Here is a 22,011-nt window from a genome sequence, read left to right on the forward strand (position 1 = left end):
GGTGATAAGATGAGTGCAAAATACTACAATATTGGCAAGGTTGTTAATACTCACGGCATCCGCGGAGAAGTGAAAGTGCTCAGAATCACTGATTTCGCTGAAAGATTTAACGTTGGTGAAACAATTTACCTTGATGATCATCAAGATGATGGGCAGGCTCTTATTATTGACGGGCATCGCCTTCACAAAGGATTTGACTTGCTTCACTTCAAAGGTTTAGGCAACATTAATGATGTCGAACATCTGAAAGGGAAGTATTTGAAAATAGCTGAATCGCAGCAGACTTCCTTGGAAGAAGGGGAGTACTATTATCATGAGATCATCGGTTGTGAAGTTTACCTTCGGGATAAGATGGAAAAAATCGGTGTAATCAAAGAGGTTCTATCGCCAGGTGCGAATGATGTCTGGGTCGTAAAACGTGCGGCGGGAAAAGATATCCTCCTTCCGTATATTGATGACGTCATTAAAGCAGTTGATGTTGCAGGCAAAAAAGTGTTTATTGAACCCATGGAAGGATTGCTTGACTGATGCATGCAGATATTTTAACGCTATTTCCGGAAATGTTCGCTGGTGTGATGAACACCTCCATCATGAAAAAAGCGCAGGAAAAAAATAAATTCGATTATCATTTGATTAATTTCCGGGAATTTACCAAGAATAAACATAATAAGGTCGACGATTACCCTTACGGCGGGGGGGCTGGTATGGTGCTTGCACCGCAGCCTGTTTTTGACGCTGTGGAAGCTCTGACAAAAGAGCATAGGGAAAAAACACGTATTGTTCTGATGTGTCCGCAGGGAGAACCATTTACACAGGAAAAAGCGGTGGAACTTTCTAAAGAAGAAAATCTGATTTTTATCTGCGGTCATTATGAAGGATATGACGAACGAATCAGACAATATCTGGCAACTGACGAGATTTCCATTGGTGATTTTGTGTTAACTGGCGGAGAACTGGGGGCAATGGTCGTGCTGGACAGCGTAGTTCGCTTGCTTCCAGGTGTGCTGGGTAATGAGACATCTGCAGTTGAGGACTCTTTTTCCACTGGTTTATTGGAGCACCCCCATTACACCAGACCGGCTGATTTTCGCGGTATGAAGGTTCCGGAGGTGCTTTTATCAGGGGACCATGGCAAAATTGCCAAATGGCGCAAAGAAGAATCATTGAAGAGAACTTACGAGCGACGGCGGGATTTACTTGAAAATCTGAAACTTTCACAAGCGGATAATCAGTTTCTGCAATCATTGACCCATCATCATGAATGAGTTTTTGTTCCCTTTTAAAAATTTGTTGAAAAATCATTAAGAATATGCTATATTTATGCTTGTGTTCAGCCTTTTAAGGTTGAACGATATAAACAATGTTCCGCTGTTCGAAGTTAGGAATAAGAGCATTGATGGAAAAAGGAGAGAAACAATATGCAACAATTGATTCACGAGATTACAAAAGACCAGCTTCGGACTGATCACCCTGATTTTCGTCCTGGAGATACGATTAAAGCTCACCTGAAAGTCGTTGAGGGTACACGCGAACGTGTTCAGGTTTTCGAAGGTGTGGTCATCAAGCGTCAAAATGGCGGAATCAGTGAAACTTTCACAGTGAGAAAACTATCTTACGGTGTTGGTGTAGAGCGTACGATTCCATTGCATTCTCCGCGTATTGATAAAATTGAAGTCGTTCGTCACGGTAAAGTACGTCGTGCTAAATTGTACTACTTGCGCAGCCGTCGCGGCAAAGCGGCTCGCATTAAAGAACGCCGCTAAGATATTTGCAGCATCAAAACTACTCAGAAAGGAGCTTGGTAATTCGTACAAGCTCCTTTTTGCTCTTTTGAGACAATGATTACACGCTTAAAAACTAAAATACAACTAAGTCCAAGTTTGCTGGAGGTTAAAGGATGGCCAAACGAAAACGCAAGAAGAATGAATGGCTTGATTGGGTAAAAGCGATTGTCATCGCTTTTATTATCGCATTTGTCGTGAGGAAATTCCTGTTTACGCCGATTATCGTTGATGGACCATCTATGATGCCAACGTTACACGACCGAGATCAGTTGATTGTGAACAAATTCAATTATCATTTTGAAACACCAGACCGTTTTGATATCGTTGTTTTCCATGCAACAAAAAAGAAAGATTTTATTAAGCGGGTTATCGGCCTCCCTGGTGAACATGTCGCGGTGAAGGACAATGTATTGTATATCAATGGGAAAAAGATAGAGGAGCCTTTTCTGGAGGAAAAAGAGGGTGATATGCAATCTTATCGCGTATTGACCGAAAATTTCACGCTCGAAGAACTTCCGGGAAATTACAAAAAGATACCTAAGAATTACGTGCTTGTACTTGGAGACAATCGATCTAACTCTGTAGACAGCCGGATTTTGGGATTGATATCACTTGATCAGATTGTAGGGAAAACAAGCCTGCTATACTGGCCGCTGAATCGTGTACAATTAATGGGAGAGTAGGATAACATGACAATTCAATGGTTTCCGGGTCACATGGCCAAAGCAAGAAGAGAAATGGAAGAAAAATTGAAATTGGTTGATTTTGTGGTAGAACTGCTTGATGCACGTACGCCATGGTCATCACAAAACCCGATGCTTGCCAAGGTGGTTCAGGGAAAACCAAAGCTCGTGGTTTTAATGAAAAAGGATTTGGCTGACCCGGAATCGACAGGGAAATGGCTTAATTATTTCCATTCATCGGACGTGAAAGCTATTGCTATGGATGTGAATAATCAAACTGATTTAAAGCAATTCATCCAGGCGGCTAAGGAGCTTGGAGAAGAAAAAAGACGTAAACTGCAAAAGAAAGGCATTCAGCCGAGGGCATCGAGAGCGATGATTGCGGGTATTCCTAATGTAGGTAAATCAACCTTGATTAATCGTCTGGCCCGCAAAAAGATTGCCAAAACTGGTGACCTGCCAGGTATCACAAAACAGCAAGCATGGATCAAGATTAAAAATGATTTTGAGTTGCTTGATACACCGGGTGTTTTGTGGCCGAAATTTGAAGATGAGCAAGTAGGTCTTCGTCTTGCAGCGGTAGGTACGATTAAAGATCAGCTGCTGACGTTGCAGGATGTTGCTGCATTTATTCTGCAAAGACTGCAAAAACATTACGCCGAGCTGCTTCAAAACCGATATGAAGTGGAAGATGTTCAGATGGATATATGGGAGTTATTCAATCATATCGGCAAGCGGCGCGGAGCACTGGAAAGTGGCGGGCAAGTTAATATGGACAAGGTTGCAGAAATCATCATCAGGGATCTAAGAACTGGTAAGCTGGGCAGAATTACATTGGAAACCCCTGAATAAAGATTAAAAGTGGGTGGGACAGAACTAGCCAAAAACAGCTAAAAAAAGCTATAAAGTTCCATTTCACATCTAGTTGATTGGAGCGAAAGGCGGCTGACTCCTTGAAAAAGAAATTCGCTTTTTCTGCGTGCAATGGGATGCTGCCGAAGCGTTCCTTTTCCCGCGGAAACAATGGTTTTCGATGGGACGCGTAATCGCAGTCCCAGCACGAGTCTGAAAACGCCGCAGGAAGTGATTTTCTTAGAAAGTACATGAGGGAAGGCAGCTACATACGGCCTTTGCGACCAACGCTTGCACACCCCTTGCCGGGGCACCTGACGTGTAAATCAACGAAATTGCTAAGCTGGATAAAAAAAGTTGGGCGGTTCCATGTCAAGATGGTACCGCTCAACATTTTACATTTCCTGTGGTTTTATCCCACTCTCTTTTTTTAGGCAGAGTGGATTTTCGACCTTTCAAGCTTCTGTAGAATTGGAAACCAAAAAAATTCATTTTTTATACATATATGAGGGCGTTTTCTCCGTTAGTGACAGGTTTTTTTATTAAGATGACTGTAGACTTGACCGGTTCATACCGATAAAATATATAGTGCGAAAAAGAAGGTACATAAAATGGAAAAATTATCAATTGTCCAAATTAAAGAATTACTGAAGACAGAAAAAATTTCAGCGGAATTGCTTGAGAAATTACGGTTAGACGATAGAAAAGGCATTAAAAGTTTATTGAAAAGTTATGACAATAAGCGAGAAAAAAAGAGATTGTTACTGCGAAAATATAAAGATATGAGTAAGTATGAATTGAAAAATCGCCAAACAGGGTGCCGCTTTATCGCAGGAGTAGATGAAGCAGGAAGGGGTCCCTTGGCAGGACCAGTTGTGGCGGGTGCGGTTATATTGCCTGAAGATTTCGTTTTACTTGGGTTGGATGATTCCAAACAACTGAACAGAACAACCAGAGAATCTTTTTACGATATTATTGTTGATCAAGCAGTCAGCTATGGAATTGGGATCGTGGATAATAACGAAATAGATTCTATTAATATCTATAAGGCTACAAAAATGGCGATGCATCGGGCGGTAGACCAGCTCCAACCGGAGCCCGACCATGTGCTGATTGATGCGGTTCCGCTTGAGAGGCTTGGCTGTACATCGGAATCATTCCCAAAAGGTGATCAGAAAAGCGTCAGTATTGCTGCTGCAAGTATCCTGGCTAAAGTGACGCGAGATCGTATCATGGATAAATTGCACAGGGAGTTTCCGGTCTATTCGTTTGCTTCCAACATGGGATATGGCACGAAGGAACATATGGAGGCGCTGCGGACCCATGGCATTTCTCCATATCACCGCATTTCCTTTGCTCCTGTAAAAGAAACAGCAAAATAACCGAAAAGGAGCGAAAGTGGATGGTTGAGCGAATAAATACTAGTAAATTCATGCAAGCAGCCTCACAGCAACAGCAAAATATGCTCAAAGTTGGTCAGATCATGTATGGGAAAATTATTCAAATCTTCCCGAATGATATGGCTGAAATCATGCTGAACGGGAGGAAGATGACTGCTCAGCTAAACACTCCGCTTTCAATCGGCGACAAACGTTATTTTCAAGTAACTGACAATAGGGATGTACCCCAGCTCAAAATATTTGGCGATAAAGCGACAGGACAAACGGGGCTGGATGCTGCAAATATTCTCCAAACACTGGGTATGCAGCCCGGCAAAATGAATAAAGCGTTTCTGGTTTATTTAATGCAGCAAGGTGTGACATTCACTAAAACGCAGTTGCGCAATGCATTGCAGCTTTATAGTACTGTGGAAGATAAAACGCAAGCTAGGCAAATCATTTCAGCTATGATAACAAGAAGTTTGCCAATGACAAGAGATGTGTATCAAGCCCTGCAAACAAAAAGCGAGCATTCACTAACATCGGTATTACAGAGCTTTTTGACTGAATTAGAAAATAGCGATTCGCCAAAAGCGTTAATAAAGGAATTGTTGTTTTTAGGCAGCCGTTTGCTGAAGGATAACCATGTTTCTACCGCTCCGCTACTGACAGAGCAGCTCTCAAGCCGTACAGAACAACTGCAGCGGATGGTTGCATTACTGATGCAAAGAGAAATGCCCGAAGCGGTCCAAACATCGCGTATTTCTATAGAAAAGCACGTTGATGCCATCTTCCAATCAATGACTGCTTCCGTAAAAAGTACGTCTGCGCTTATAGAATACATCTCAACAAATAAAACGGGTATTCAGAAGGAATCAGCCCAGTTCGTTAACCGGTGGGAAGCAGTCATTTATAAAGCTTTCGCAAATGAACAAACGCTGCCTGAACCGGTGGTGCAGCTTTTCCAAAAGCAAGTTGACAGGCTGATGGCAACCGTAATTGGCACTAGCTGTAAACAAAGAACAGAAAGTAACAGTCTGACCAAGATGGTGGGATTCCTGGTTTTTGCCAAGGGCCTGCAGCATAACGATTTATTCTCCATGGTTTCGTATGAATATACAAAAACAATGAATAAAAATGTTTCTTTGCAAAACCAATTTCTGCAACATGTTACACAGGTACTTAATAGTCTTGGAATAGAGCATGAATATACGGTGGCACATCAGGAAACGCCAACAGCAATGGCAGCCACGATTAAAAGTTTGGTTTTGCAGCTGATGCAATCCACAGATAGTTTGGGTAAAGACAGTGCGGAAAAGTTGCTTCAATATATAAACGGCATGCAACTCGATTCTGTCCAAGAAGTGAACAACCAATTGTTCACTTCTTTGCAAATACCGGGCGGGAGACTGGGTTTGCCCCAGGATATGGAATTGCGGATAGCTGGTAAAAAGCGACCGGACGGGAAAATTGATAAGGAATTCTGTCACATTTTATTTTACCTCCATTTGACTGCCCTCCAAGAAACTGTGGTCGATATGCATGTACAGAAACGTTCCGTGCGCATCACTGTTTTTAATAACCATAAGCATCTGCCGTCTATAGCCGAACGATTAAAGCCGAAATTAGCGGAAGAGCTTAAGTCAAGAGACTATCATCTTTCATCTATTCATTTCAAAATGTTGACACAGAGAGAGAAAGCGTTACAGAGGAACAGTGATGAAAACAACAGCCCTTTTCTGCAGGCAAAAGGAGTCGATTTTAGGATATGAGGGAGAAACGCAAAAAAGCAATTGCATTGAAATATGATACTAAAATGAATGACGCTCCAACCGTGACAGCTAAGGGGAATGGCCTTATCGCTGCTAATCTGATTTCAAAAGCAAAGGAAAACGATGTTCCGATTGTAAAGGACGAATCACTTGCAAACTTGCTAGGCGAGCTTCATATAAATGAGAGGATACCGGCAGAGTTATATGAAGCAGTCGCATCAGTATTCGCTTTTGTTTATCAACTTGATGAACAGGCAAGAAATGACCGGGAAAAATAAAATGCACTTACGACAGCATTCGCTATCTCTTGTGAATTATGCTGTTTTTTTATACAATAGAAATGCAGTGAATTTGATGGGAGGATATAGGATGAACATTCATGAATACCAAGGCAAAGAGATTTTACGCAGTTATGGTGTCAAGGTTCCTAATGGACATGTTGCATATACAGTCGACGAAGCTGTGGAAGCAGCAAAAAACTTAGGTACTGATGTAACTGTTGTAAAAGCACAAATTCACGCCGGTGGCCGTGGAAAAGCCGGTGGGGTAAAAGTAGCCAAAAATATCGATGAAGTGCATACATATGCTGAAGAGATTCTTGGCAAAGTGCTTGTCACACACCAAACGGGACCAGAGGGGAAAGAAGTAAAGCGCCTTTTGATTGAAGAAGGCTGCGACATCAAAAAAGAATACTATGTTGGGGTCGTTCTCGACCGGGCTACATCTCGTGTTGTCATGATGGCATCAGAGGAAGGCGGCATGGAAATTGAAGAAGTTGCCGCAAATAATCCGGAAAAGATTTTCAAAGAAGTGATCGACCCGGTTGTTGGTCTGATGCCTTATCAGGCACGCAGACTCGCTTTCAATATTAATATTCCGAATGAGTTATTGAATAAAGCAGTGAAATTCATGACAGGCCTTTATACTACTTTTGTTGAAAAAGATTGTTCCATTGCTGAAATCAATCCATTGGTAACCACTGGTGATGGGGAAGTAATGGCATTGGATGCAAAGTTGAATTTCGATGACAACGCAATGTTCAGACAGAAGGATATCATGTCCTATCGTGATTTGGATGAAGAGGACGAAAAAGAAATTGAAGCGTCCAAATATGATTTGAGCTATGTAGCACTTGACGGAAACATCGGCTGCATGGTTAACGGAGCAGGCCTTGCTATGTCAACAATGGATATCATCAAGCATTACGGCGGCAACCCTGCCAACTTCCTTGATGTAGGCGGCAGTGCTACGGCTGAGAAGGTAACAGAGGCGTTCAAAATCATTTTATCCGATAAAAATGTCAAAGGGATCTTTGTCAATATCTTTGGCGGAATCATGAAATGTGATGTCATAGCTGAAGGTGTCGTAGAAGCGACGAAACAGATCGGTTTGGAAATACCCCTTGTCGTGCGTCTGGAAGGAACAAACGTCGATATGGGCAAAAAGATTCTACATGAATCTGGCTTGAACATCGAATCTGCGGATTCCATGGCAGACGGTGCACAAAAAATCGTATCATTGGTTAAATAATTTTCCAAACAAATTCTAAGACAAAGACTTTTAGAAAGGACGGACGAAAATGAGCGTATATGTGAATAAAGATACAAAAGTAGTGGTCCAGGGGATTACTGGCGGCACTGCGCGTTTTCACACAAAACAAATGTTGGAATACGGCACAAAAATAGTTGCCGGAGTTACACCCAAAAAAGGCGGTACAGAAGTGGAAGGAGTTCCTGTCTTTGATACGGTGAAAGAAGCTGTTGACCAAACAGGAGCTAATGCTTCAGTAATCTATGTTCCTGCTCCATTTGCTGCTGATGCGATCATCGAAGCAGTAGACGCTGAAATCGAATTGGTCATTTGTATCACTGAACATATTCCGGTTTTAGATATGGTAAAAGTGAAACGGTACATGGAAGGGAAAAATTCCCGCTTAGTGGGACCAAACTGTCCTGGTGTCATCAGTCCAGAAGAATGCAAGATTGGTATTATGCCTGGCTATATTCATAAAAAGGGTCATATCGGCGTCATTTCCCGTTCTGGAACCTTAACATATGAAGCAGTGCATCAATTATCCGAAAAAGGTTATGGTCAAACTTCTGCCGTTGGAATTGGCGGGGATCCTGTCAATGGCACTAACTTCATCGATGTTTTGAAGGAATTCAATCATGATCCGGAAACAGAAGCTGTTGTCATGATTGGTGAAATCGGTGGAACTGCTGAAGAAGAAGCTGCAGCTTGGATCAAGGCTAATATGGATAAACCAGTTGTCGGATTCATCGGCGGAGCGACTGCACCTCCAGGAAAACGTATGGGCCATGCCGGTGCAATTATTTCAGGTGGTAAAGGTACCGCAGCTGAAAAAATCCGTGTAATGGAAGAGTGCGGCATTAAAGTGGCTGAAACTCCTGCCGTTATTGGCGAGACGATGATCAAAGTTTTGGAAGAACGCGGACTTGCTGAAAAATGCAAAACGCATTAATCCATTTTACTGATTAGATTGCCAGAGTATACTTGAAATATATTTTTAAAGGAACCTGAATAGCTAGTATTCGGGTTCCTTCATTATAATACAACATTTATAAGAGAGGGAGTATGTGGTTGTCAACTTTAATAAGGAATCGTTTGATGCATCTTCATTTCTCAAGCTATGTAAGCCGCTCACTCATTCGTAAAATTTTACAAAAAGATCCTTCGTTATCGTCTATCTATAGCATGACTCCAGCCGATTGGCACCACCTATTTCAAGTCCCCCGACAAAAAGCAGATCTCCTATACCAACACCTTCATTCCAGTTCTGTTTTACAACGCATAAACCAAGATATGAAGCAATATGGTGTAATAACAATAGTTGACGAAGTATATCCACCTGTGTTAAAAACAATAAAAGACGCACCGATTGTTTTATACACTTTCGGAGATGTGGATTTGTTGAAACAAACCCCTACATTAAGTGTCATCGGAACAAGAAATCCATCCGTTGGTGCATGGGAAACAACTTCACATATTATCACACCGCTGATAAAAGAAAATTGGGTAATCATCAGCGGTATGGCCAGAGGGATAGACAGCTTCGCTCATAAACTAGCGTTGTTGCATCATGGAAGGACAATTGCTGTAATGGGCAGCGGTTTCCAGTATGTCTATCCTCGTGAAAACAAAAAACTATTCGAGGCTATTGCACAACATGGGCTGATATTGTCTGAATATCCGCCGCATATACCCCCCAGGCCATATCAATTTCCGGAAAGGAATCGTATCATAAGTGGATTGAGCTTTGGAACGCTCGTCATAGAGGCAGCCTTAAGAAGCGGCACACTGATAACTGTCGAACAGGCCCTTGATCAAGGCAGAGAGGTGTATGCGGTTCCCGGCTCCCCCTTGCTTAAGCAAACAGAAGGCTGCCACAAAATGATTCAGGAGGGTGCCAAATTGGTGCATCACGCACCTGATATATTGGAAGACTGGCATCAAAATGGATATCATTGGGAACTGATATGTAAATAATGACTGCTTAGATAATAATTCATGTTGTTTGACAAAAAGCTGGTATGTATTTAATATTAGTGGAGCTTTTCGTTTGTTATAAACTCTAAAGTAGTATATGTTGAAACATTCGAATGAAACCAATGATTATGTATAAATATGTGCCTCAATGTAGGAGGAAATCTAAAAGATGGCAGATTATCTAGTTATAGTTGAGTCGCCCGCTAAAGCTAAAACAATAGAACGTTACCTTGGTAAAAAATATAGTGTAAAAGCATCCATGGGGCATGTGAGAGATTTGCCCAAAAGTCAAATGGGTGTCGATGTGGAAGACCATTTCAAACCGAAATATATTACTATTCGCGGTAAAGGTACAGTTTTAAAGGAACTGAAAGCTTCAGCAAAAAAAGCAAAAAAAATCTTTCTCGCAGCTGACCCTGACAGAGAAGGGGAAGCGATTGCATGGCATCTGGCGCATGCGCTGCAAATTGATGAAAACTCTGAATGCCGTGTGGTTTTTAATGAAATCACGAAAGACGCTATCAAGGAATCATTCAAACATCCAAGAACTATCAACAGTGATTTGGTCGATGCACAACAAGCCCGCAGGATTTTAGATCGGCTTGTAGGCTATAATATCAGCCCGCTGCTCTGGAAAAAAGTTAAAAAAGGGTTGAGCGCTGGCAGAGTGCAATCTGTCGCCCTGAAAATGATCATCGACAGAGAAAAAGAAATTGAACAATTCAAGCCGGAAGAATATTGGTCTATAGAAGCCTCATTTGAAAAAGATAAAAAGATATTTGAAGGATCTTTTTATGGCCTGAGTGGTGAAAAAGTAGAACTGCAGAATGAAAAAGAGGTTCAGCAAATACTGGACAAAGTGAAGACGAAGCAATTTCATGTCAGCAAAGTCACACAAAAAGAAAGAAAGAGAAATCCGTCCAAGCCTTTTACAACTTCATCTTTACAGCAGGAGGCAGCCCGAAAACTCAATTTTAGGGCAAGGAAAACAATGATGGTCGCCCAGCAATTATATGAAGGAATTGACTTGGGAAAAAAAGCAGGTGGCATAACAGGTTTGATTACCTATATGCGTACGGACTCTACAAGGGTTTCTGATGTCGCCAAACAAGAAACGAAAGGGTATATTGAAGAAAACTTCGGAAAGGAATACTTGGGATCTGGCGGTGCTGAGAAACAGAAACAGGGTAGTCAGGACGCCCACGAGGCGATACGCCCCACTTCGGTGCTGCGTACACCAAAATCTTTGAAACCGATTTTGTCTAATGACCAGTTCAAGTTATATAAGTTAGTTTGGGAACGCTTCGTTGCAAGCCAAATGGCTCCTGCTATACTTGATACGATGAGCGTTGTACTAATGCATGATGAAGTGGAGTTCCGCACTACAGGATCTAAAGTGAAATTCAAGGGCTTCATGAGAGTCTATGTGGAAGGCAATGACGACAATAAAAAGGATACTGATAAAATTTTACCTGACCTTCAAGAGGGCATGGAAATCAAAGCCGAAGAGATAACGCCGAATCAACACTTCACACAGCCGCCGCCGAGGTATACAGAGGCAAGATTAGTGCGTACGATGGAAGAAAAAGGTATTGGCAGGCCTTCCACTTATGCACCTACACTCGATACGATTCAAAGAAGGGGTTATACATCTATCGATAACAAGCGATTTGTGCCCACAGAACTTGGCACGATCGTCATCGAATTATTGGAGGAATTTTTTCCTGAAATTATTGATGTAGATTTTACTGTTAAAATGGAAAGTGATTTGGATGCTATCGAGGATGGTCAAAGAGACTGGATCAATATCATTGATGATTTCTACGGAGATTTTCATAAACGTCTGGAAGTTGCAGAAGAAGAGATGGATAAAATAGAAATCAAAGATGAGCCAGCTGGTATCACGTGTGAAAAATGTGGTCATGAAATGGTGTACAAAATGGGGAGATATGGAAAATTCCTGGCATGCTCCAATTTTCCAGAGTGCCGTAATACGAAACCTATTTTGAAAGAAATCGGTGTGAAGTGTCCGAAGTGCCACGAAGGCAATATAGTGGAAAGAAAATCTAAAAAACGCAGAACATTTTATGGCTGCGACCGTTTTCCAGAATGTGATTTCGTTTCTTGGGATAAACCAATCTCCAGACCGTGCCCTAAATGCGGGTCTTTACTTGTGGAAAAGAAGAGTAAAAAAGGTACACAAATTCAATGTGTGGAATGTGATTACAAGGAAAATGCACAGAGTTAACATGAAGCCCCCTGCCTGAGCGTAAAATGCGTGTAAGGCGGGGGGATTTTGTTTGCACATAATTATTGCTAATGTCATAGCAGGCTGCGCTGGATTCGTTATCTATTACTATACATTCGGGGAACGGATGGATAGCCATTTGTGACAGATTTCCTTGCTTGGAAATGCTTTACGCTTCCGATACGGGGCAAAGGTTTTCAAACCCTGATAAAAGGGAATAAACTGAGCAAAGGAGGAACATAAAATGCATGAAACCAAACTATATTATGTGACAGTAGATAATGCGGATATCCGCGAAAATTCATTGCCTGACTCGGGAATTGAATTTGAAATCGCAGCAACCGATAATGATATAAAACAGTTAGAAGACCTGTTTATGAAACGGAAACGATTTGGAGATTATGCAACAGCCTATTTGAATAAGCCATTCAATGAATGGGGTGCCGACAGGGAAAGAGAGGCATATGCCGAGGTAATTGATAAAATTTATAAAAAGGTCTACCAATTGGGTACGCCAAAAACGAAGCAAAAAATAGATGAAATGGGAATATTTGACTGAAATCTGGCAATTATGATAACAAACGGTTGTTAATTACCATCTGGAGAAGTGAATCTTTAAAAATGATGGAATTCTTTTAGTTGACTAAATGAAAACGAAGGATTATAATTCTCTAGTGGTAAGCTCATTTACTTGACAGCCTTAAGTCATAGCCGGTAATGATGCTCTTTTAATCTGAGAATCTTGATGTCCGTTCTGAATGTTGTTACAATTTTGTTAAATACATTGCTTAAGCAAATGAATTATGTTATGATTTATTCGCTGTTAATGGGGTGGGTTTTTGCTGCAAAGTTACATTCAGGCGTTCAATGAATATCTACAAATTGAAAAAAACGCCTCTCATTACACAATTGAATTTTATTTGGACGATTTACAGGAGTTTTCTCATTTCCTGGAAGAGGAGAACATCGTTGATTTAAGGGATGTTAATCAGCAGGTTGCCCGCTTATTTCTGACCCGGCTGTACAATGGCCGGTCCAGCAGGCGTACTGTTTCCAGAAAAATTTCCAGTTTGAGAAGCTTCTATCGTTTCGTGGAGCGCGAAAACATTGTAAAAAACAATCCCTTTGTTCAAGTTTCTTTGCCGAAAACAGATAAACCGATCCCGGGCTTTCTTTATAAAGAAGAACTGGAAAGACTGTTTGCCGCAAACGATCTGAACACGCCTTTGGGACAGCGCGATCAAGCATTGCTGGAATTACTGTATGCCACAGGAATCCGGGTCAGTGAATGCCAGCAATTGCGGCTGCAGGACATCGATTTTTCAATTGGGACAGTTTTTGTGACAGGAAAAGGCAGAAAGCAGCGCTATGTTCCATTTGGCAACTTTGCCCAACAAGCATTGGAAAATTACATTGAAACCGGCAGATCAGCTTTATTAGCGAAGTCCAATCAAGCTAGTGAAGTCATTTTTTTGAATGCGCGCGGTACCCCGCTGACTGTCAGAGGCATACGCAAGGTCCTTGACAAAATGGTTGAGAGAGCGGCGCTGACCATTCATGTTCATCCTCACAAGCTGCGCCATACCTTTGCAACACATATGCTTAATGAAGGTGCTGATATGCGGACAGTGCAGGAAATGCTGGGGCATGAAAATCTGTCATCCACGCAAATATACACCCATGTAACAAAAGATTACTTGCGCAAGGTTTATATGAACAGCCACCCAAGAGCAAGAAAGTGATGAAGAAGAGGTGAAAAGCATGAATACTGAGATGCATGCTACAACCATTTTCGCAATCCAGCACAATGGACAATGTGCCATGTGCGGGGATGGTCAAGTAACAATGGGTAATGCGGTGGTAATGAAACATACTGCAAAGAAGGTCAGAAAATTGTTCCATGGTAAAGTCTTGGCCGGTTTTGCAGGTTCGGTTGCAGATGCATTCACCCTGTATGAAATGTTCGAAGGAAAGCTGCAGACGCATGATGGGAATTTAGCAAGGGCTGCAGTGGAGCTGGCCAAGGAATGGCGTAGCGATAAAGTGCTTCGTAAGCTGGAAGCTTTGCTGATAGTGATGGATAAGGAGAACATGTTTCTCCTATCCGGGACAGGTGAAGTGATTGAACCGGATGATGGTATTCTAGCCATCGGTTCAGGCGGAAATTATGCTTTGAGTGCTGGCAGGGCCTTATCGCGTCATACTGAAATGATGACCGCGAAGGAAATTGCGAAGGCTGCATTGGAGACAGCCGGGGAAATATGTGTTTATACCAATGACCAACTTACCTTGGAAGTACTTGATTAGAAGGAGGTTATTCCATATGGGATTTGATAATACTCCGAAAAAGATTGTGGAGCAGCTCGACCGTTTTGTGATCGGTCAGCAATCGGCAAAACGCTCTGTCGCTGTTGCATTACGCAACAGATACCGGCGAATGGAATTATCTGATGATATCAGGGATGAAATCATCCCGAAAAATATCTTGATGATCGGTCCTACGGGTGTCGGGAAAACGGAAATCGCCCGCAGGCTGGCAAAGCTCGTGGGGGCTCCTTTTATCAAAGTAGAAGCTACCAAGTTCACGGAAGTTGGGTATGTGGGCCGGGATGTCGAATCCATGGTGCGAGATCTCGTCGAAATGTCGATCCGGCTCGTAAAAGATGAGAAAATGACAGGTGTGCTCGACAAGGCAAAACAAATGGCTGATAAGCAGTTGGTCAAACTGCTCGTACCTCAGGCAAAAAGCAAGTCCAGCATGAAAAACCCATTTGAAATGCTTTTTTCCACGCATGAAAGTCCAGAGCAAACCGATGACGATGAACAGGAACAAGATGAACAAGTCCGAACGAAAAGACAACAGGTCGAAAGGCTTCTGGCGTTGGGCGAAATGGAAGACAATCTTGTCACTATCGAAATCGATGAAAGCTCTCCTTCACTATTCGATATGCTGCAGGGTTCCGGAATGGAACAGATGGGCATGAACATGCAGGATGCTTTCAGCCAGATGATGCCAAAACGAAAGAAGAAAAGGAAAGTGCCTGTCAAGGAAGCAAGGAAAATACTTATACAGCAAGAAGCGCAAAAACTGATTGACATGGAAGAAGTCAGCCAGGATGCTATCGCGCGAGCTGAACAGTCTGGCATCATCTTTATTGATGAAATTGATAAAGTGGCTGGGAAGCAGGATAATTCTCCAAATGTTTCCCGTGAAGGGGTGCAAAGGGATATTCTGCCGATTGTTGAAGGATCGACAGTTGTTACAAAGCATGGGCCGGTGAAAACAGATCATATGCTATTTATCGCGGCAGGGGCATTTCATACAGCCAAACCGTCAGATCTCATACCAGAACTCCAGGGAAGATTTCCGATAAGGGTTGAACTGGAAAAACTGACTGTCGATGATTTTAAGCGTATTTTGAAAGAACCTTCCAATGCGCTCTTGAAACAATATACTGCATTATTGCAAACAGAAGGTATAAATGTTGTTTTCACTGACGATGCTATTGACAAAATAGCACAAATTGCCTTTCAGGTAAATCAGGATACAGATAATATTGGCGCTAGACGACTTCATACGATATTGGAGAAATTGCTTGAGGATCTATCTTTTGAGGCTCCGGATATTATGATGGAAAAGGTGGAAATCACCCCGTCCTATGTAGATGAAAAATTGAGTAATATCGTAAAAAACAAGGATCTAAGCCAATTTATTCTATAAAACACTCTTTTAAATTCAGAATGGAGGATCATAATGGATCTATTAACACGAGCTAGAAAAATCAATGGTATGCTGCAGAAAGCTACCGGCAAATCAGTAAATTTCAACGATATGGCTGCATCTTTAAGAGATGTGATCAAGGGAAATATTTATATTGTTTCCAGAAGGGGCAAATTACTCGGATATGCGATCAACCAAGAGATTGATAACGACCGTATGAAGGGCATGCTGGAAGAAAGAAGATTCCCGGAAGAATATACAGAAGGTTTGTTCCATGTTCATGAAACGACAGCTAACTTGGATATTGAAAGCAAGTACACAGTATTTCCTGTAGAAAACCGTGAATTGTTCAAAAGCGGTCTGACAACGATTGTACCTATTATTGGTGGGGGCGAGCGTCTTGGCACGCTTGTACTTGGACGTTTGACTGAAAGCTTCAGCGATGATGATTTACTATTGGCGGAATATGGTGCTACTGTAGTAGGCATGGAAATCCTTCATGAAAAGACGGAAGAAATTGAAATGGAAGCACGCAGCAAGGCGGTTGTACAGATGGCGATCAGCTCTTTGTCATACAGTGAGCTGGAAGCAATCGATCATATTTTTGAAGAATTGAATGGAAAAGAAGGTTTACTGGTAGCCAGCAAAATTGCTGACCGTGTCGGCATTACCCGCTCTGTGATCGTAAACGCTTTGCGCAAATTGGAAAGCGCTGGTGTCATCGAATCTCGTTCCCTCGGTATGAAAGGAACATATATTAAAGTGTTGAACGATAAATTCCTTGTTGAATTAGATAAGCTTCGTTCAAGATAAAAACCTGATAAAATAGCAAGTACGCTTGCAGGTAAGAAAACCGGACAGCATGTATTGTCCGGTTTTTTTATACTCCATTTTTCTAGTCCAAAATGCTCCAGCTCTTTTAAGGCAGCATACTCCCTGAATAATTTGGACATCACTCCTAAAGTCAAAGACAATAGCTGACAGAACTTCCCCATATCAGACCTGTTACCCTTTTTTTGAACGCAAAAGTTGTGTTTTATATTTGCAGAAAATCCATACAGTACACAGTTTGCGTATTACTAAGTCAGTTATTACTTTTGTCCCATAAGACAACACTTCAAATAACTTCTAAAGTCATGAAGTAAAAAAGTCCCAAAAAATTACCGAAATCGACATAATTATCATTTCTTTCATTAACGCTTGTTGAATCGCCAAAAACACTGTCATATCAACAATTATGGTGTTTTTTTCATAGCCGTAAGACAATATCGGTAACAAAATTTTATGACTGTCTGACTTTCCCAACATGATTTTTGTCGAAAAACTATGGACTTTAAGTGAAAAATACTCTATCATATTCGATGTGAAGGAATAAAATGTGACTGTTGCATTACCTATTGTTAACTTACTGTAATTCTATATAGGTAAAAAGGAGGTAAAATAAATTGGATCTTTTTTCAGGTACGCTAAAAGTCCTGGGTCAATCGTTGGATGCTGCTGCTGCAAAGAATAATGTCATCTCGGCAAACATTGCAAATGTGGACACTCCAAACTATAAAGCAAAGGATGTTACATTTAAAAATATGTTGCAAAATGCTTCGATAGACGAATTTCAGGCAAAACGCACTAATTCAAAACACTTATCCTTTGATGATGAAATGAATACATATAAAATCGTGGAAAAAAACAACACATCTTATAATCATAATGGCAATAACGTTGACATTGATAGAGAAATGGCTGAGTTGGGGAAAAATCAAATTTATTATCAGAGCTTGGTAGAAAGAATGAACGGCAAGTTTAGAGATTTGGAAACTGTACTCAAAGGAGGGAACTGAAGATGTCTATTTTCAACAGCTTCAATGCTGCCTCTAGCGCACTGACAGCACAGCGGCTTCGTATGGATGTTATTTCTTCAAATATCGCCAATGCAGAAACGACAAGGGCGGAAAAGAACGCAGACGGAACATTTGAACCATATAGGAGAAAAATGGTTCAGCTTCAAGCAGACAAACCGGTTTTTTCCAAGTTTTTGCAGGATGCCTCCGCAAACCAAGCATCAGGCGTCAAAGTTTCCAGTATAACCAAAGACGATGAGCCGTTTAAAATGGTATATAATCCCTCGCATCCAGATGCAGATGCTAATGGGTATGTAGAAATGCCGAACGTCGATCCTTTAAAAGAAATGGTCGATTTAATGAGTGCAACCAGATCTTATGAAGCAAACGTTACTTCTCTGAATGCTACCAAAGCAATGCTGATGAAGGCGTTGGAAATCGGAAAATAAGCAGGGGTGAAAAGATGAGTATAAGTGCAGTTAATGTCCAAAACGTATTGCCATCTGTAAATAAACAGGCTGTCGAAGCAAACGGAACTGAAAAACAGGGAGTAAGCTTTGCTGATATGATGAAATCGGCTGTTAACCAGGTGAATGAAGCACAAATTGATTCTGACAACAAGACAATGGCGTTGGCTAATGGAGATATCAATGACCTGCATGATGTCATGATCACTGCGAAAAAGGCCAGCATCACGCTGCAAACCGCTGTCCAAGTGCAAAGGAAGGCAGTGGACGCGTATAACGAAATGATGAGAATGCAAGTGTAATTGCTTTCCTTTGCCTCCTCTCAAGTGCAATACAATAAGTCTTCTCATGTAGTACAAAGACAGAGAACTGAAATGTTTTTGGATGTGGCGGTGGAATTTTAATGAAAGAAAAAATGAATTACATATTGGGTGCTGTTAAGGGCTTTTGGCAAAAGCGCACAAAAGGTCAAAAAGGGATGCTTGTAGGCGGCCTCGCCGCCATAGTCGTTCTGATTGCGGCAGTCTCACTTTTGGCAGGAAAAACCAGCTATACCCCCTTGTATAATAATTTATCGGCCCAGGAAGTTGCCCAAATTAAAGCGGAATTGGACAACAAAAAGGTACCGTATGAAATCGGGGGTAATGGGACAGCCATTTCAGTTCCGGAAGATCAAGTGGATTCCTTACTGGTAGACTTGGCTGGACAAGGTCTTCCAGACAGCGGAAGCATCGATTATTCATTTTTTTCCAAGAATTCTTCGTGGGGAATTACGGATAACGAATTCGATATTATGAAACTTGATGCGACCCAGACGGAACTGGCGAATTTGATGAAAGGGATCGATGGTATCGAGGATGCCAAAGTGATGATCAACATGCCGAAAGATCCGGTATTTGTCAGTGATGATGTACAGGAGGCAAGCGCATCTATTGTCTTGCATACGAAACCGGGGTATAAACTTGAGGCCAGTCAGATCAATACTTTATATACATTGGTTTCTAAAGCGGTACCGAATTTGCCTGCAGAAAATATCGCTATCATGAACCAGTACTTTGAATATTATGATCAACAAAAACAATCAGATGAAGGCGATTCGTATGCCTCACAGCAAAATATCAAAAAAGACGTAGAGCATGATATCCAACGCAGGGTACAGCAGATGCTAGGAACGATGGTCGGGCTGGAAAATGTCATCGTTTCGGTGACGGCTGATATTGATTTCACGAAAGAGAATAGTGTTTCTGAAATTGTTGAACCTGTAGACAAGGAAAGCATGGAAGGCTTGCCAGTCAGCGTGGAAAAAATTCACGAGACCTATGCGAATAAACCGGCAGATGCAGGGGGGACAGCTGGCACCGGTGATGAGGACATTGCTACCTACCAAGCATCTGATGAGGACCAAAATGGAGATTACGAGATTGTTAAAGAGAAAATCAACAATGAATTTAATAAAATTCACAAGGAAATCGTACAAAGCCCTTACAAAATTAGGGACCTGGGAATACAAGTTGCGGTGAATCGAATAAAAGACAAATCTGAAGATGAAGTGAAATATCTCTCTCAGCAGGAACAAAATACTGTACAGGATGGGATTACTTCCATATTGGATTCCATCATCACCACTTCTGTTGATAAGGGTTATGGAGAGGTGGATCCGAACACAAAGTCTTCCATTGTTTTCCAAGATTTTAATGGCAGTTCCACAACGGATAACGAACCGGTCAGCACCGTGCCGGTATGGATTTATATTGTCGGCGGTATGCTTGTGTTATTGGTCATTATCTTGCTGATACTCATGTTCCGAAGGAGAAGAGACTTGGAAGATGAAATGCTGGAGGAGCCGGGAGAAATACAAGAGGACATACCAGAGGAGATTCCTGAACTGGAAACAGACAATGATTCTGATTCGATCAAAAGAAGAAAACAACTTGAGAAGATGGCCAAAGAGCAGCCGGAAGATTTCGCCAAGTTGTTAAGAAGCTGGATTTCGGAGGATTAAGGAGGGATATCATGGCAAGACAAAAAGGTACACTAACCGGCAAGCAAAAAGCGGCTGTACTCCTCATATCCATGGGCCCGGAAGTTTCAGCACAAGTATATAAACACCTGTCTGAAGAAGAGATAGAAAAACTAAGTCTGGAAATTTCATCCGTTAAAAAAGTAGATACGGATATGAAAGACCAAGTGGTCGACCAATTCCACCAAATTGCTATCGCCCAGGATTATATTTCTCAAGGTGGTATAGGTTATGCAAAAACAGTTTTGGAAAAAGCTTTTGGCAAAACGGAAGCTGATAACATCATTAACCGTTTAACTTCTTCATTGCAGGTAAGGCCATTTGATTTTGCGAGAAAAGCAGATTCACAGCAAGTTCTGAACTTTATACAAAACGAACATCCACAAACAATAGCGCTTGTGCTTTCCTATTTAGATGCAGAACAAGCTGGACAAATATTGTCATCACTGTCACAAGAATTGCAGCCTGATATAGCACGTAGGATCGCTACCATGGATTCCACTTCGCCAGAAATTATCGGCCAAATCGAGCAAGTACTGGAAAAGAATCTTTCTTCGTCGTATACGGAAGATTATACGAAGACTGGAGGGTTACAAGCTGTTGTGGAAGTACTCAACGGCGTAGACCGGAGTACAGAGAGGACAATACTGGATGCATTGGGAGTTCAAGATCCTGAACTGGCCGATGAAATCAAGAAACGGATGTTTGTGTTTGAAGATATTGTCATTCTGGATCATCGTGCCATTCAACGTGTCATCAGGGAAGTGGAAAATGACGATTTGCGTTTAGCATTGAAAGTAGCGAGTGATGAAGTGAAAAATATTGTCTTTAAAAATATGTCTCAGCGTATGGCTGAAACATTTAAAGAAGAAATGGAATTTATGGGCCCTGTCAGATTGAGAGATGTGGAAGAATCACAGACAAGAATCGTTTCGGTCATTCGCAGGCTGGAAGATGTGGGGGAAATTGTCATTGCACGTGGCGGAGGTGACGACATCATTGTCTGAATTGGAATATCAGAATGCGAGACAGATAAAAATCAGGCCAGTCACCCTGCAAAAAAAAACCATAGCAGATAAGAATGAAGAGGTATATCCTGCTTCGGAACTGCAGCGCGATATCGACACACTTCAGCAACAGCTGAATGATTTACAGACAGAAAAAAAACGGGTTATACAAGAAACAGCAGAATGGATAGAACAGGAAAAAACAGCTTGGGCAAAAGAAAAACTTCGACTAATTGAACAGGCCAAAGCGGCCGGCTATCAGGAAGGTTTCCGAGTCGGTGAACAAACAGGTATTGCTCAGTATGACAGTTTAATCGCAAAAATCAATGAGTTTGCGGATACCGCGCAGAAAGATTATGTCCGGACGATTTCGCAAGCTGATGATGCAATCATGCAGATTGCTATCGCAGCCGCTGACAAAATATTGCGGCGCCAGCTGCAACATAATCCTGAGGCCTTCTATGAAATCGTAGTTGCTTGTATTCAAGAAGCAGGTGATGCAGCGAAGATCACAATCTTTGTGCATCCTCAGCAGTATGAAATGCTCATTCACCAAAAAAATGAATTACAAAATCTATTGGACGAAAATGCAAAGCTATTGATTAAAGTTAGTAAAACGATTCCGGAATTCAGTTGCATTTTAGAACATCCTCTTGGCCAAATCGATGCAAGCGTAGATACACAGTTAGGCCAAATCCGTCAAGCACTTGAAGAAATAAGGGCTGGTAAATGA

General features: G+C 41.6%; 23 protein-coding genes. All 23 read left to right on the forward strand.

Translation table 11 applies throughout. The annotated features are described in order from the left end of the window. Window positions 1-9 precede the first annotated feature (9 nt). The 23 genes from rimM to fliH all read left to right on the forward strand — a co-directional run bounded on the left by rimM (window position 10) and on the right by fliH (window position 22,011). A complete protein-coding gene (rimM, locus tag ACFSMW_RS03660; RefSeq protein WP_390353111.1) occupies window positions 10-528 on the forward strand; it encodes a ribosome maturation factor RimM in 519 nt (172 codons plus the stop codon). After that, entirely contained in the window at window positions 528-1,265 is a 738-nt protein-coding gene (gene trmD / locus ACFSMW_RS03665; RefSeq protein WP_390353113.1) for a tRNA (guanosine(37)-N1)-methyltransferase TrmD, read from the forward strand. Before rimM ends, trmD begins: the two co-directional genes overlap by 1 nt. Before the next feature lie 153 nt (window positions 1,266-1,418). Then, window positions 1,419-1,763 carry a 50S ribosomal protein L19 gene (gene rplS / locus ACFSMW_RS03670; RefSeq protein WP_390353115.1) on the forward strand — a complete coding sequence of 115 codons (345 nt, stop codon included), beginning with the start codon at window positions 1,419-1,421 and terminating at the stop codon, window positions 1,761-1,763. A gap of 134 nt (window positions 1,764-1,897) precedes the next feature. Beyond that, a complete protein-coding gene (lepB, locus tag ACFSMW_RS03675) occupies window positions 1,898-2,467 on the forward strand; it encodes a signal peptidase I (protein WP_390353116.1) in 570 nt (189 codons plus the stop codon). Between the two features lie 6 nt (window positions 2,468-2,473). Continuing rightward, window positions 2,474-3,319: a ribosome biogenesis GTPase YlqF gene (ylqF, locus tag ACFSMW_RS03680; protein WP_390353117.1), complete on the forward strand. Its 846-nt coding sequence runs from the start codon at window positions 2,474-2,476 to the stop codon at window positions 3,317-3,319. A gap of 611 nt (window positions 3,320-3,930) precedes the next feature. Continuing rightward, a complete protein-coding gene (locus tag ACFSMW_RS03685) occupies window positions 3,931-4,701 on the forward strand; it encodes a ribonuclease HII (protein WP_390353119.1) in 771 nt (256 codons plus the stop codon). A 20-nt stretch (window positions 4,702-4,721) separates the two neighbouring features. Continuing rightward, window positions 4,722-6,470 (forward strand): hypothetical protein, encoded by a 1,749-nt coding sequence (locus ACFSMW_RS03690; protein WP_390353121.1) that lies wholly within the window; start codon window positions 4,722-4,724, stop codon window positions 6,468-6,470. Next, complete coding sequence (locus ACFSMW_RS03695) at window positions 6,467-6,748, forward strand: EscU/YscU/HrcU family type III secretion system export apparatus switch protein (protein ID WP_390353123.1); 282 nt, start codon at window positions 6,467-6,469, stop codon at window positions 6,746-6,748. The genes ACFSMW_RS03690 and ACFSMW_RS03695 overlap by 4 nt, the downstream gene beginning before the upstream one ends. Window positions 6,749-6,839: 91 nt before the next feature. Then, a complete protein-coding gene (gene sucC, locus ACFSMW_RS03700) occupies window positions 6,840-8,000 on the forward strand; it encodes an ADP-forming succinate--CoA ligase subunit beta (protein WP_390353125.1) in 1,161 nt (386 codons plus the stop codon). Between the two features lie 49 nt (window positions 8,001-8,049). Next, a complete protein-coding gene (gene sucD, locus ACFSMW_RS03705) occupies window positions 8,050-8,952 on the forward strand; it encodes a succinate--CoA ligase subunit alpha (RefSeq protein ID WP_390353127.1) in 903 nt (300 codons plus the stop codon). A gap of 341 nt (window positions 8,953-9,293) precedes the next feature. Beyond that, window positions 9,294-9,977, forward strand: coding sequence for a DNA-processing protein DprA (dprA, locus tag ACFSMW_RS03710; RefSeq protein WP_390353910.1), 684 nt, complete (start codon window positions 9,294-9,296; stop codon window positions 9,975-9,977). A gap of 169 nt (window positions 9,978-10,146) precedes the next feature. Further along, window positions 10,147-12,225, forward strand: coding sequence for a type I DNA topoisomerase (gene topA, locus ACFSMW_RS03715; protein WP_390353129.1), 2,079 nt, complete (start codon window positions 10,147-10,149; stop codon window positions 12,223-12,225). Between the two features lie 244 nt (window positions 12,226-12,469). Further along, a complete protein-coding gene (locus ACFSMW_RS03720; RefSeq protein WP_390353131.1) occupies window positions 12,470-12,784 on the forward strand; it encodes a hypothetical protein in 315 nt (104 codons plus the stop codon). A 283-nt stretch (window positions 12,785-13,067) separates the two neighbouring features. Further along, a complete protein-coding gene (gene xerC, locus ACFSMW_RS03725; protein WP_390353912.1) occupies window positions 13,068-13,967 on the forward strand; it encodes a tyrosine recombinase XerC in 900 nt (299 codons plus the stop codon). Between the two features lie 19 nt (window positions 13,968-13,986). Continuing rightward, the gene (gene hslV, locus ACFSMW_RS03730; protein WP_390353132.1) at window positions 13,987-14,532 is read left to right on the forward strand and encodes an ATP-dependent protease subunit HslV; all 546 of its coding nucleotides are present in this window, start codon (window positions 13,987-13,989) and stop codon (window positions 14,530-14,532) included. A gap of 16 nt (window positions 14,533-14,548) precedes the next feature. Next, window positions 14,549-15,946 carry an ATP-dependent protease ATPase subunit HslU gene (hslU, locus tag ACFSMW_RS03735; protein WP_390353134.1) on the forward strand — a complete coding sequence of 466 codons (1,398 nt, stop codon included), beginning with the start codon at window positions 14,549-14,551 and terminating at the stop codon, window positions 15,944-15,946. Window positions 15,947-15,979: 33 nt separating this feature from the next. Then, window positions 15,980-16,759 (forward strand): GTP-sensing pleiotropic transcriptional regulator CodY, encoded by a 780-nt coding sequence (codY, locus tag ACFSMW_RS03740; protein ID WP_390353135.1) that lies wholly within the window; start codon window positions 15,980-15,982, stop codon window positions 16,757-16,759. Window positions 16,760-17,391: 632 nt separating this feature from the next. Next, on the forward strand, window positions 17,392-17,784 hold the full coding sequence (gene flgB, locus ACFSMW_RS03745; RefSeq protein ID WP_390353137.1) for a flagellar basal body rod protein FlgB: 393 nt from the start codon (window positions 17,392-17,394) through the stop codon (window positions 17,782-17,784). A gap of 2 nt (window positions 17,785-17,786) precedes the next feature. Continuing rightward, window positions 17,787-18,233 carry a flagellar basal body rod protein FlgC gene (flgC, locus tag ACFSMW_RS03750; protein WP_390353139.1) on the forward strand — a complete coding sequence of 149 codons (447 nt, stop codon included), beginning with the start codon at window positions 17,787-17,789 and terminating at the stop codon, window positions 18,231-18,233. Window positions 18,234-18,247: 14 nt separating this feature from the next. Continuing rightward, on the forward strand, window positions 18,248-18,553 hold the full coding sequence (fliE, locus tag ACFSMW_RS03755) for a flagellar hook-basal body complex protein FliE (protein WP_390353141.1): 306 nt from the start codon (window positions 18,248-18,250) through the stop codon (window positions 18,551-18,553). 101 nt (window positions 18,554-18,654) lie between these two features. Beyond that, window positions 18,655-20,253 (forward strand): flagellar basal-body MS-ring/collar protein FliF, encoded by a 1,599-nt coding sequence (gene fliF / locus ACFSMW_RS03760; RefSeq protein ID WP_390353143.1) that lies wholly within the window; start codon window positions 18,655-18,657, stop codon window positions 20,251-20,253. Between the two features lie 11 nt (window positions 20,254-20,264). Continuing rightward, window positions 20,265-21,278, forward strand: a complete 1,014-nt coding sequence (gene fliG / locus ACFSMW_RS03765) for a flagellar motor switch protein FliG (protein ID WP_390353145.1) — start codon at window positions 20,265-20,267, stop codon at window positions 21,276-21,278. Next, window positions 21,271-22,011 (forward strand): flagellar assembly protein FliH, encoded by a 741-nt coding sequence (fliH, locus tag ACFSMW_RS03770; RefSeq protein WP_390353146.1) that lies wholly within the window; start codon window positions 21,271-21,273, stop codon window positions 22,009-22,011. Before fliG ends, fliH begins: the two co-directional genes overlap by 8 nt.

This window comes from Tigheibacillus halophilus (genome assembly GCF_042683165.1).
Classification (GTDB): Bacteria; Bacillota; Bacilli; order Bacillales; family Amphibacillaceae; genus Tigheibacillus; species Tigheibacillus halophilus.